Annotated in this window: 9 protein-coding genes and 2 pseudogenes; 9 read left to right on the top strand and 2 right to left on the bottom strand. The window is 71.2% G+C overall.

Translation table 11 applies throughout. The annotated features are described in order from the left end of the window. The 3 genes from EAO71_RS15090 to EAO71_RS15075 form a co-directional block, all read left to right on the top strand. The coding region (locus tag EAO71_RS15090) for an ATP-binding domain-containing protein (protein ID WP_147979309.1) at nucleotides 1–1,247 on the top strand (1,247 nt) is incomplete at its 5' end. A 410-nt stretch (nucleotides 1,248–1,657) separates the two neighbouring features. Next, nucleotides 1,658–3,094: an NAD-dependent malic enzyme gene (locus EAO71_RS15085; RefSeq protein ID WP_147978197.1), complete on the top strand. Its 1,437-nt coding sequence runs from the start codon at nucleotides 1,658–1,660 to the stop codon at nucleotides 3,092–3,094. Between the two features lie 310 nt (nucleotides 3,095–3,404). Further along, nucleotides 3,405–3,686: an HU family DNA-binding protein gene (locus EAO71_RS15075; protein ID WP_017237029.1), complete on the top strand. Its 282-nt coding sequence runs from the start codon at nucleotides 3,405–3,407 to the stop codon at nucleotides 3,684–3,686. 93 nt (nucleotides 3,687–3,779) lie between these two features. Here EAO71_RS15075 and murA read toward each other — a convergent pair whose 3' ends face one another. Next, complete coding sequence (gene murA / locus EAO71_RS15070) at nucleotides 3,780–5,120, bottom strand: UDP-N-acetylglucosamine 1-carboxyvinyltransferase (RefSeq protein WP_147978196.1); 1,341 nt, start codon at nucleotides 5,118–5,120, stop codon at nucleotides 3,780–3,782. A 265-nt stretch (nucleotides 5,121–5,385) separates the two neighbouring features. Between murA and EAO71_RS15065 the strand changes: the two genes are divergently transcribed. The 5 genes and pseudogenes from EAO71_RS15065 to EAO71_RS15045 all read left to right on the top strand — a co-directional run. Further along, on the top strand, nucleotides 5,386–5,946 hold the full coding sequence (locus EAO71_RS15065; protein ID WP_147978195.1) for a YqgE/AlgH family protein: 561 nt from the start codon (nucleotides 5,386–5,388) through the stop codon (nucleotides 5,944–5,946). A 74-nt stretch (nucleotides 5,947–6,020) separates the two neighbouring features. Then, complete coding sequence (locus EAO71_RS15060) at nucleotides 6,021–6,311, top strand: DUF3039 domain-containing protein (RefSeq protein WP_147978194.1); 291 nt, start codon at nucleotides 6,021–6,023, stop codon at nucleotides 6,309–6,311. Between the two features lie 229 nt (nucleotides 6,312–6,540). Continuing rightward, nucleotides 6,541–7,848: an extracellular solute-binding protein gene (locus EAO71_RS15055; protein ID WP_147978193.1), complete on the top strand. Its 1,308-nt coding sequence runs from the start codon at nucleotides 6,541–6,543 to the stop codon at nucleotides 7,846–7,848. A gap of 2 nt (nucleotides 7,849–7,850) precedes the next feature. Further along, a complete protein-coding gene (locus EAO71_RS15050) occupies nucleotides 7,851–8,891 on the top strand; it encodes a carbohydrate ABC transporter permease (RefSeq protein WP_261992142.1) in 1,041 nt (346 codons plus the stop codon). Continuing rightward, a pseudogene (locus EAO71_RS15045) lies at nucleotides 8,888–9,715 on the top strand (carbohydrate ABC transporter permease); the annotation flags it as partial. The gene EAO71_RS15050 and the pseudogene EAO71_RS15045, both read left to right, overlap by 4 nt. On the opposite strand, the pseudogene EAO71_RS15040 reads toward EAO71_RS15045, so the two are convergent. Further along, a pseudogene (locus tag EAO71_RS15040) lies at nucleotides 9,679–9,919 on the bottom strand (family 20 glycosylhydrolase); the annotation flags it as partial. The pseudogenes EAO71_RS15045 and EAO71_RS15040 overlap by 37 nt on opposite strands. Nucleotides 9,920–9,996: 77 nt before the next feature. On the opposite strand from EAO71_RS15040, the gene EAO71_RS15035 reads away from it, so the two are divergent. Next, nucleotides 9,997–11,583 carry a beta-N-acetylhexosaminidase gene (locus EAO71_RS15035; RefSeq protein ID WP_147978192.1) on the top strand — a complete coding sequence of 529 codons (1,587 nt, stop codon included), beginning with the start codon at nucleotides 9,997–9,999 and terminating at the stop codon, nucleotides 11,581–11,583. The last annotated feature ends 5 nt before the right edge of the window (nucleotides 11,584–11,588 follow it).

Below are 11,588 nucleotides of genomic sequence, written 5' to 3'. Positions count from 1 at the left end.
CCACCCTCCTGCGCGTCGTCGCCTTCGGGCGGCGCATCGAGCTGGAGGCCGACGAGCTCCGGCGCATCCGGCACAACGTCCTCGGCGGCTCCGCCCCCGTCAACCTGCTGCGCCCCCGGGCCCGCAAGCTGCTGCTCGACGCGCTGTACTCCAAGTCCGGCTCCGCCGGCCGGCACAGCGACCCCGAGCTGGCCGCCGAACTGCGCTCCTCCTTCGACGAGGACGTCTCCACCGAGGACTCCTTCCTCGCCTTCCTCGACGCCTGGTGGCCCGAGCTCACGCCCCGCCAGGTCCTCGACGCGATGGCCGACGAGAAGCGCCTCGGCCGCTGGGCCCGGCGCATCCTGAACCCGGGCGAGGTCCGGCGCCTGGCCCGCTCCCTGCGCCGCGAGGCCCTGTCCGTCCACGACGTGGCGCTGCTCGACGAGCTGCACACCCTGCTCGGCGCACCCGCGCGACCGCGCAGGAAGCGGGAGTACGACCCGCTGGACCAGCTGACGGGCCTGGAGGAGCTGATGCCCGTCCGCGAGGAGACGCAGCGCGAGCGGGCCGAGCGGCTCGCGGCGGAGCGCACCGAGTACGCCCACGTCATCGTCGACGAGGCCCAGGACCTCACGCCGATGCAGTGGAGGATGGTCGGCCGGCGCGGGCGCCACGCGACCTGGACGGTCGTCGGCGACCCGGCGCAGTCCTCCTGGTCCACCCCGGACGAGGCGGCCGAGGCGCGCGACGAGGCCCTGGGCAGCCGCCCGCGCCGCCGGTTCGAGCTGACCGTGAACTACCGCAACCCGGCGGAGATCGCCGAACTGGCCGCCAAGGTGCTCGCGCTGGCGATGCCCGGCAAGGAGTCGCCGCGCGCGGTGCGCTCCACAGGCGTCGAGCCGCGCTTCGTGGCGGTCCCGGACAAGGCCGACCTGGCCGGAATCGTCCGCTCCGAGGCGCAGCGGCTGCTCGATCAGGTGGACGGCACGGTCGGTGTCGTCGTCGCCATGAACCGGCGTGAGCAGGCCGCCCGCTGGCTGGCCGACCTCGGCGACCGGGTGGTGGCGCTCGGCTCGCTGGAGGCCAAGGGCCTGGAGTACGACGCCACGGTGGTCGTCTCGCCCGCGGAGATCGCGGACGAGTCGCCCGCCGGCCTGCGGGTGCTGTACGTGGCCCTGACCCGGGCCACCCAGCAGCTGACGGTGGTGTCCGGGGCCCGGGACGTGCCGGACGCGGACGGTGTCCCGGACCTGCTCAGGGACTGAGCGGACGGACCCGCTCCGGGTCGTCCGGGGCTGATTTCAAGTCAACCTGCGCCGTAGGAATCACTTGCCAGGGTGGTTTGTTAGCCTTGTCGTGGCACCGGCTCGATCCAAGCCCCCGGGCCCAACCTTCGTCCCTCAGAGGGACCACTTGCCGCGAGGCGAGCATGGCGGGTCGGTGCCACTCAGGACACTCTTCGTGCGTATGTACGAAGTCGAGGCCCCCGTCACCACTGGTGACGGGGGCCTCTTCTGTTTCCCGTCAGCTTCTCGTATGGTGGAAACTACTTTCCGAAAACAAAATGACCGCATTACCTGCTACCGGCAGGTAGGTGCGACCATCGGAGGGCGCCGCCGGGCAACCAGCCGAGGCGGCGTAGCAATGAAGCTAGGGAAAGCGAAGGAACTCGGCCATGGCAACGGCGCCCAGCGTCTCGTACTCGATGACGGTCCGGCTGGAGGTTCCCGCGAGCGGGACCGCGGTCTCCCAGCTCACCACGGCGGTGGAGTCCCACGGCGGTTCCGTCACCGGCCTCGACGTGACCGCCTCCGGCCACGAGAAGCTCCGGATCGACGTCACCATCGCCGCGACCTCCACCGGGCACGCCGACGAGATCGTCGAGCAGCTGCGGGGCATCGAGGGCGTCGTCCTCGGCAAGGTCTCGGACCGTACGTTCCTGATGCACCTCGGCGGCAAGATCGAGATGGCGTCGAAGCATCCCATCCGCAACCGTGACGACCTCTCCATGATCTACACCCCGGGCGTGGCCCGGGTGTGCATGGCGATCGCCGAGAACCCCGAGGACGCCCGGCGCCTGACCATCAAGCGCAACTCCGTCGCAGTCGTGACGGACGGCTCCGCGGTCCTCGGCCTGGGCAACATCGGCCCCATGGCCGCGCTGCCCGTCATGGAGGGCAAGGCGGCCCTCTTCAAGCGCTTCGCCGGCATCGACGCCTGGCCGATCTGCCTCGACACGCAGGACACCGACGCCATCGTCGAGATCGTCAAGGCGATCGCCCCCGGCTTCGCCGGCATCAACCTCGAGGACATCTCGGCACCCCGCTGCTTCGAGATCGAGGCGCGGCTGCGCGAGGCCCTGGACATCCCCGTCTTCCACGACGACCAGCACGGCACCGCGATCGTCGTCCTCGCCGCCCTGACCAACGCCCTGCGCGTCGTGGGCAAGGGCATCGGCGACGTACGGGTCGTCATGTCGGGCGCCGGAGCGGCCGGTACGGCCATCCTGAAGCTGCTGATCGCGGCGGGCGTCAAGCACGCCGTCGTCGCCGACATCCACGGCGTGGTCCACGCGGGCCGCACGGACCTGGTCGACGCGGCTCCCGGCACCCCGCTGCGCTGGATCGCCGACAACACCAACCCCGAGGGCGTCACCGGCACCCTCAAGGAGGCCGTGGTCGACGCGGACGTCTTCATCGGCGTCTCGGCCCCGAACCTCCTCGGCGCGGACGACGTCGCCGCCATGGCGGAGGGCGCGATCGTGTTCGCGCTCGCGAACCCGGATCCCGAGGTCGACCCGGCGATCGCCCGTCAGACGGCCGCCGTGGTGGCCACCGGCCGTTCGGACTTCCCCAACCAGATCAACAACGTGCTGGTCTTCCCGGGTGTCTTCCGCGGTCTGTTGGACGCTCAGTCCCGGGCCGTCAACACGGACATGATGCTGGCGGCGGCCACCGCCCTCGCCGGCGTCGTGACCGAGGACGAACTGAACCCGAACTACATCATCCCCTCGGTGTTCAACGACAAGGTCGCGGGCGCCGTCGCGGGTGCCGTCCGCACGGCCGCGAAGGCGGCCGGCGCGGGTGCGGAGACCTCCTCGAACGGGCTGTGACAGGCCCCACGTCAGCCCGGTGAACGGCGCGTCGCGAGTCGCCGCGCCGTAAACCCGCCTTTAGGGTGGCTGTTCGGCTCCAAAGAGTTTCGGCGGAGTCGACGGAACGTCACCATGCCGGAGGCCGTGGCGCTTTTCGTGTGACCCCAGAGGGTGCCGGATTGGCGTTCCCGCCGCTGGTGGGGGCAGGATGCCTATTCGGGCGCGAGGGTCTGTACAGCAGACCCGGGTCCGGGGACTGTCCGAGGGCCCTGGCAGCATCGGCTTCGATCTCACGCCTCACAGGCAAGAAGAACACGGGAGTAACAACATGAACCGCAGTGAGCTGGTGGCCGCCCTGGCCGACCGTGCCGAGGTGACCCGCAAGGACGCCGACGCCGTGCTGGCCGCTCTCGCCGAGACCGTCGGCGAGGTCGTCGCCAAGGGCGACGAGAAGGTCACCATCCCCGGCTTCCTGACCTTCGAGCGCACCCACCGTGCCGCTCGCACCGCTCGTAACCCGCAGACCGGCGACCCGATCAACATCCCGGCCGGCTACAGCGTGAAGGTCTCCGCGGGCTCGAAGCTCAAGGAAGCCGCCAAGGGCAAGTAAGTGCCCGAGGGCCTCTGAGCGGGTCTGAAGGCGACGGAAGGGCGGCCACCCTGTCAGGGGGTGGCCGCCCTTCCGTTCGTCCGCGTACGGGCCCTACACCAGGGCGCTGCCCGGCAGCTCGACCTTGGCGCCGAGCTCGACGAGCTTCTCCATGAAGTTCTCGTAGCCGCGGTTGATCAGGTCGATGCCGTGGACCCGGCTCGTGCCCTGCGCCGCCAGGGCCGCGATCAGGTACGAGAAGCCGCCGCGCAGGTCCGGGATGACCAGGTCCGCGCCCTGGAGCTTGGTCGGTCCGGAGACGACCGCGGAGTGCAGGAAGTTGCGCTGGCCGAAGCGGCAGTCCGAACCGCCCAGGCACTCGCGGTACAGCTGGATGTGCGCACCCATCTGGTTGAGCGCCGAGGTGAACCCGAGCCGCGACTCGTAGACCGTCTCGTGGACGATGGAGAGGCCGGACGCCTGGGTCAGGGCCACCACCAGGGGCTGCTGCCAGTCCGTCTGGAAACCGGGGTGCACGTCCGTCTCCAGGTGGATCGCGTTCAGCGAGCCGCCCGGGTGCCAGAAGCGGATGCCCTCGTCGTCGATCTCGAAGGCGCCACCCACCTTCCGGTAGGTGTTCAGGAAGGTCATCATCGAGCGCTGCTGGGCGCCGCGCACGTAGATGTTGCCCTCGGTGGCCAGCGCCGCCGACGCCCAGGACGCCGCCTCCAGGCGGTCCGGGAGCGCCCGGTGGGTGTAGCCGTCGAGCCGGTCGACACCGGTGATCCGGATCGTCCGGTCGGTGTCCATCGAGATGATGGCGCCCATCTTCTGCAGGACGCAGATCAGGTCCTCGATCTCCGGCTCCACCGCGGCGTTGGAGAGCTCGGTGACGCCCTCCGCCAGGACGGCCGTGAGCAGCACCTGCTCGGTCGAGCCGACCGAGGGGTACGGCAGGCGGATCTTGGTGCCGCGCAGTCGCTGCGGGGCCTCCAGGTACTGGCCGTCCTCCCGCTTCTCGATCGTCGCGCCGAACTGGCGCAGCACGTCGAAGTGGAAGTCGATCGGCCGGCCGCCGATGTCGCAGCCGCCCAGGCCCGGGATGAAGGCGTGGCCGAGGCGGTGCAGCAGCGGGCCGCAGAAGAGGATCGGGATCCGCGAGGAACCCGCGTGGGCATCGATGTCAGCCACGTTGGCGGACTCGACGTGCGTGGGGTCGAGGACCAGCTCACCGGGCTCGTCGCCGGGGCGGACCGTGACGCCGTGCAACTGCAGCAGGCCACGCACCACCCGGACGTCCCGGATGTCGGGCACGTTGCGCAGCCGGCTGGGACCGCTGCCGAGCAGGGCGGCGACCATTGCCTTGGGCACGAGGTTCTTCGCGCCGCGAACGCGGATCTCGCCCTCCAGCGGGGTTCCGCCGTGGACAAGCAGTACATCGTCTGTGCCGGTCATGGATCTCGCGTTCCGGAGTCGTCGGGCAGGGGCCAGGGAAATAGGGTAAGGGCCGATCACCCCCGTTCCGGTAGAGCGAGGGGCCCCCGCAGATGTAATGAATTCGGCACAACACACTCTGTTCACGCGATCTTGCGGAGCGTCACCGTCCGTTTGTGGATCTTCGCGGCCGTCGCAGCCGCCCTGAGCTGCGCCGGGTGCGCGCCGTCCGCCCGCGGTGCCCGAGAAGCTCCGCGAACGCCGAAGATGCGGGATCATGTGTCGCATGACCGAGGTGTCCTCGCTCACAGGGCGACTGCTCGTCGCCACCCCCGCCCTGGCGGATCCGAATTTCGACCGCGCGGTGGTGCTCCTCCTCGACCACGACGACGAGGGGTCGCTCGGCGTGGTCCTGAACCGGCCCACCCCGATCACGGTCGGTGACATCCTCGCGCCCTGGGCCCCGCTCGCCGGCGACCCGGGCGTCGTCTTCCAGGGCGGCCCGGTCTCGCTCGACGCGGCGCTGGGCCTCGCGGTGATCCCCGGCGACGAGGGGCCACTGGGCTGGCGCCGGGTGTTCGGGGCCATCGGCCTGGTGGACCTGGAGACCCCGCCCGAGCTCCTCGGGCCGGCCCTCGGGTCCCTCCGGATCTTCGCCGGCTACGCGGGCTGGGGTCCGGGCCAGCTGGAGACGGAGCTCGGCGAGGGCGCCTGGTACGTCGTCGAGTCCGAGCCGGGTGACGTCTCCTCGCCGTCCCCGGAGACCCTCTGGCGCTCGGTGCTCCGCCGCCAGCGCGGGGAGCTCGCGATCGTGGCGACGTACCCGGACGATCCCTCGCTGAACTGAACCGGCGCGACCCTCCGGATCCGTCGGACCGGCCGGGCGCGGGTACCCGGGGAGCCCCAGTACCCTTGGCTGTTATGAGCACTCTCGAGCCCGAGCGCGGGGCAGGTACGGGAACCCTCGTCGAGCCGACGCCGCAGGTGTCCCACGGTGACGGCGACCACGAGCGCTACGCCCACTACGTCCAGAAGGACAAGATCATGGCGAGTGCCCTCGACGGCACTCCCGTGGTGGCACTGTGCGGCAAGGTCTGGGTACCGGGGCGCGACCCCAAGAAGTACCCGGTCTGCCCCATGTGCAAGGAGATCTACGAGTCCATGGGTCCCGGCGGGGACAAGGACAAGGACAAGGGCGGCAAGGACAAGTAGCACTTTCCTCCGCCACGGGGACGGCCCCCGGCGCGCGTACTTCGGTACGTGTGCCGGGGGCCGTTCTCGTGGGGCGGCCCCCGGCCGCGCGTTGCACGGGGTGCGTCGGGTGGTCACAGAGTGGTTGAGACCACTTGTCGGGTGGTGGGCGCAGCTCTAACCTCCAGCGTGTTGTGCAGCACGAAACGCCCGTTGCGCATGCTGCAACGATGATTGGTGGGAGCCCCGTATGAAGCTTGCTGCCCGAATCGCCGCGCCGGTCACCGCACTTGTGCTGGCCGGCCTCGCCGCCACCGCCTGCGCCCCGCAGACCTCCGACGGCAAGGCCGCCGCGGACGAGAAGTCCGGCACCCTGCGCGTCTGGCTCTTCCAGGAGGTCGACAACAAGCCCAAGGAGCAGGTCGTCGACGCGGCGATCGCCGCCTTCGAGCAGCGGCACGAGGGCACCGACGTCCAGGTCGAGTACATCCCCGTCGACACCCGCGCGCAGCGCGTCAAGGCCGCCTTCAACGACCCCGGGTCCGCCCCCGACCTGGTCGAGTACGGCAACACCGACACCGCCGGCTACGTGAAGGACGGCGGACTCGCCGACATCACCGCCGAGTTCGGCGCCTGGGCCGACGCCAAGGACACCGACCCCACCGCCAGGTCCTCGGTCACCGTCGACGGCAGGGTCTACGGCGCCCCGCTCTTCGTCGGCGTCCGCGCGCTCTACTACCGCACCGACGTCCTCGGCGAGCTCGGCCTCACCGCCCCCACGTCGCAGGCCGAGCTGATCTCCACCGCCAAGAAGATCCGCAAGGCCAGGCCCGAGCTGTACGGCCTCGCCGTCGGCGGCGCCTACACCTACGGCGCCATGCCCTTCGTATGGGCCAACGGCGGCGAACTCGCCACCGGGAACGGCGGGTCGTACAAGGCCGCCGTCAACAGCGAGTCCGCGCGCAAGGGCATCACCGCGTACACCTCCCTGTTCGGGGACGACAACTGCCCGGCCGCCAAGTGCGCCCAGATGGGCGGCAACGCGACCGTCACCGCCTTCGCCTCCGGCAAGGCCGCCATGGCCATCGGCGGCGACTTCAGCCACGCGGCCGTCGAGGCGGGCACCGTGAAGGGCAAGTACGCCGTGGTGCCGCTGCCCGGCGTCGCGCCCGGATCGATCGCCCCCGCCTTCGCCGGCGGCAACAACCTCGGCGTCCTGAAGAGCACCTCGCACCGCACCCTCGCCGTCGACCTCATGAAGTCCCTGACCGGCAAGGAGACCCAGGGCAAGCTCTTCGACGCCATGGGCTTCCTGCCCACGTACACCGACGTCCGCGCGGAGGCCGCCCGCAAGCAGCCCTTCGTGAAGCCGTTCATCGACTCCCTCGGCGCGGGCACCAAGTTCGTCCCGGCCTCGCCCGCCTGGGGTCAGATCGACGCCTCGCTGGTGCTCCCGACGATGTTCCAGGAGATCGTCAGCGGCCGTAAGGACGTCGCCGCGGCCTCGGACGACGCCGCCCGGAAGATGGACGCCGCGTTCACGGCGGCGGGCAGCTGACGATGAGCCTCCCGAACGGCACGAAGCCGGCCGCCGCGGCCGGGGACGGCAGCCCGTCCCGCGCGACCGGGACGCCCCCCGCCGTCGCGGCGGGCGGCCCGGTCCCCGGCCCCCGCAAGGGCGCCGGGGGCCCGTCCGGCCGGCCCCGCACCACTGCGGGCCCGCGCTCCCGGTCCGGCTGGACCCCCTGGCTCTACCTGCTCCCCGCGCTCGCCGTCCTCGGCGGGCTCCTGATCTACCCCATCTACCAGCTCGGGCTGATCTCCCTCCTGGAGTACACCCAGGCCCAGGTCAGCGGCGGCGCCCCGACCTCCTTCCAGGGCCTCGGCAACTACACGGCCCTCTTCTCCGACCCCCAGTTCCGGCAGGTCCTCCTCGCGACCGTCCTGTTCGCCGCCGCCTGCGTCGTCACCACGCTGGCCGTCGGCTGCGCCCTCGCGGTGCTCCTGACCCGCGTCCGGGCCGTGCCCCGCCTCGCCCTGATGCTGGCCGCGCTCGGCGCCTGGGCGACCCCCGCCGTCACCGGCTCCACCGTCTGGGTCTTCCTCTTCGACCCCGACCTCGGACCGGTCAACCGGGTCCTCGGCCTCGGCGACTTCTCCTGGACGTACGGGCGCTACAGCGCCTTCGCGCTGGTCCTCCTCGAGGTCGTGTGGTGCTCGTTCCCGTTCGTCATGGTCACCGTCTACGCCGGCATCAAGGCCGTCCCGTCCGAGGTCCTGGAGGCCGCCGCCCTCGACGGCGCCTCGCAGTGGCGGATCTGGCGCTCGGTCACGGCACCGATGCTCCGGCCCATCCTGGTCGTCGTCACGATCCAGTCGGTCATCTGGGACTTCAAGGTCTTCACCCAGATCTACGTGATGACGGGCGGCGGCGGCATCGCCGGCCAGAACCTCGTCCTCAACGTGTACGCGTACCAGAAGGCGTTCGCCTCGTCCCAGTACAGCCTCGGCTCCGCGATCGGCGTCGTCATGCTGCTGATCCTGCTCGCCGTCACGCTGGTCTACCTCCGACTGCTGCGACGCCAGGGAGAAGAACTGTGAGCGCACCCCTCCTCCGGCTGCCCCGCCGCCCCGGACGGCTCGCGGCGGAGGCGGCCGCCCTCCTCGTCGCGGCCGTCGTCGCCTTCCCGCTCCACTGGATGGTGCTCTCGGCCTTCAAGCCCGCCGGCGAGATCCAGTCGGCGCACCCGAGGCCGTGGACCCTGTCCCCGTCCCTCGACTCCTTCCGGCGCGTCTTCGAGCAGCAGGAATTCGGCCGGTACTTCCTCAACTCGCTCGTCGTCGCGGGCTCGGTCGTCCTCGCCTCCGCGCTGATCGCCTTCCTGGCCGCCACGGCCGTGACCCGCTTCCGGTTCCGCTTCCGGACGACGCTGCTCATCATGTTCCTGGTCGCCCAGATGGTGCCGATCGAGGCGCTGACGATCCCGCTGTTCTTCCTGATGCGGGACTTCGGCCAGCTCAACACGCTGGGCTCGCTGATCCTGCCGCACATCGCGTTCTCCCTGCCGTTCGCGATCTGGATGCTGCGCGGCTTCGTGAAGGCCGTCCCGGAGGCGCTGGAGGAACAGGCGCAGATCGACGGGGCGAGCCGCACCCGGTTCCTGTGGCAGATCCTCTTCCCGCTGGTCCTCCCCGGACTCGTGGCCACGAGCGTCTTCTCGTTCATCTCGACCTGGAACGACTTCCTCTTCGCCAAGTCGTTCCTCATCAGCGACACCTCGCAGTCCACGCTTCCGATGGCGCTGCTGGTCTTCTTCAAGCCCGACGAGAACGACTGGGGCGGAATCATGGCGGGTTCGACCGTGATGACGATCCCGGTGCTCGTCTTCTTCGTCCTCGTAGAAGCGCAGGGTCGTCTCGGAGGGGGCCAGGACGTTCGGGTTGACGCCCCAGGTGTCCCAGACGGCGAGGGAGGCCGTGTCGACGACGTCGCTGTTGCCGAGTTCGGGGTACGCGGCGATGGCGGCCTGCGAGTGGCCGGGGACGTCGATCTCGGGGACGACGGAGATGTGCCGCTCGGCGGCGTAGGCGACGATCTCGCGGATGTCGTCCTGGGTGTAGAAGCCGGTGAGCCGGGGCAGCTCCCAGACCCGCCCGTGGGGGCCGGCCGGCGCCTTGCGGTACGCCCCGGACCTCGCCCGGCCGGATCGCGCTGGACGCCGGTACCCCGCTCGACGCCGGACCCGGCACCGAGGGCGTGGCCCGGTGGTTGCGCTCCGCGCTCGGCGCGGCCACCGGCCTGCCGTTCGCCCCCGGCGGGGGACCGCGTGCCGTCCGGCTGCGCGTCGACCCCGGGATCGAACGGGCCTCGGGACCCGAGGGCTACCGGCTGTCGACCGACGGCTCGGTCGAGGACGCCGCCGTCCTCGTCGAGGGCGGCGCCGCCGCGGGCGTGTTCTGGGGCGTCCAGACGCTCCGTCAACTGCTCGGGCCCGACGCGTACCGCAAGGCGCCGGCCGGCCCCCACGGGCGGGTCTGGGAGCTGCCCCGGCTCACCGTCACCGACGCCCCCCGCTTCCGCTGGCGCGGGCTCATGCTCGACGTCTCCCGGCACTTCATGCCGAAGGACGACGTCCTGCGCCAGCTCGACCTCCTCGCCGCCCACAAGCTCAACGTCTTCCACTTCCACCTCACCGACGACCAGGGCTGGCGCATCGAGATCCGACGCCACCCCCGGCTCACCGAGATCGGCTCCTGGCGGGCGCGCACGAAATGGGGCCACCGGGCGTCGCCGCTGTGGAACGAGACGCCGCACGGCGGCTTCTACACCCAGGACGACATCCGCGAGATCGTCGCCTACGCCGCCGAGCGGCACATCTCCGTCGTCCCCGAGATCGACGTCCCCGGCCACTCGCAGGCCGCCATCGCCGCGTACCCCGAACTCGGCAACAGCGACGTCGTCGACACGGCCTCCCTCGCCGTCTGGGACACCTGGGGCGTCAACCCGAACGTCCTGGCCCCCTCCGAGACGACCCTGCGCTTCTACGAGGGCGTGTTCGAGGAGGTCCTCGACCTCTTCCCGTCGACCTTCGTCCACATCGGCGGCGACGAGTGCCCCAAGGACCAGTGGAAGCGGTCCCCGGCCGCCCAGGCCCGCATCGCCGAACTCGGGCTCGCGGACGAGGACGAGCTCCAGTCCTGGTTCGTCCGCCACTTCGACCGCTGGCTCGCCGACCGCGGCCGCCGCCTCATCGGCTGGGACGAGATCCTGGAGGGCGGGCTCGCCCCCGGCGCCGCGGTGTCCTCCTGGCGCGGCTACGCGGGCGGCGTCGCCGCGGCCGAGGCCGGCCACGACGTCGTCATGTGCCCCGAGCAGCACGTGTACCTGGACCACCGGCAGGCGCCCGGCGACGACGAGCCGATGCCCATCGGCTACGTGCGCACCCTGGAGGACGTCTACCGCTTCGAGCCCGTGCCGGCGGGCCTCTCGCCCGAGGCAGCCGCCCACGTCCTCGGCACCCAGGCCAACGTCTGGACCGAGGTCATGGAGAACCGGGCCCGCGTCGACTACCAGGTCTTCCCGCGTCTCGCCGCCTTCGCCGAGGTCGCCTGGTCGGAGCTGCCCGCACCCGCCGACCGCGACTTCGCGGACTTCGAGCGGCGCATGACCGCCCACTACCGGCGTCTGGACGCCCTCGGCGTCGACTACCGCCCGCCCGCCGGACCCTCTCCCCGACAGCGCCGCCCCGGCGTGCCGGGGCGGCCCATCGAGGGGGCGCCCCCGAACGTGTGAGCCGT

Source organism: Streptomyces sp. MS191, from assembly GCF_008042125.1.
In the GTDB taxonomy this organism is placed as follows: domain Bacteria; phylum Actinomycetota; class Actinomycetes; order Streptomycetales; family Streptomycetaceae; genus Streptomyces.
The sequence above is the reverse complement of the archived record's forward strand: the minus strand, read 5'-3'. Positions and strand labels throughout refer to the sequence as shown.

Bases quoted from the DNA above. Each gene is read 5' to 3' on its own strand.
- EAO71_RS15075 (WP_017237029.1), top strand. From the start codon at position 3,405: ATGAACCGCAGTGAGCTGGTGGCCGCCCTGGCCGACCGTGCCGAGGTG.
- EAO71_RS15085 (WP_147978197.1), top strand. From the start codon at position 1,658: ATGGCAACGGCGCCCAGCGTCTCGTACTCGATGACGGTCCGGCTGGAG.
- EAO71_RS15055 (WP_147978193.1), top strand. From the start codon at position 6,541: ATGAAGCTTGCTGCCCGAATCGCCGCGCCGGTCACCGCACTTGTGCTG.
- EAO71_RS15065 (WP_147978195.1), top strand. From the start codon at position 5,386: ATGACCGAGGTGTCCTCGCTCACAGGGCGACTGCTCGTCGCCACCCCC.
- EAO71_RS15050 (WP_261992142.1), top strand. From the start codon at position 7,851: ATGAGCCTCCCGAACGGCACGAAGCCGGCCGCCGCGGCCGGGGACGGC.
- EAO71_RS15060 (WP_147978194.1), top strand. From the start codon at position 6,021: ATGAGCACTCTCGAGCCCGAGCGCGGGGCAGGTACGGGAACCCTCGTC.
- murA (WP_147978196.1), bottom strand. From the start codon at position 5,120: ATGACCGGCACAGACGATGTACTGCTTGTCCACGGCGGAACCCCGCTG.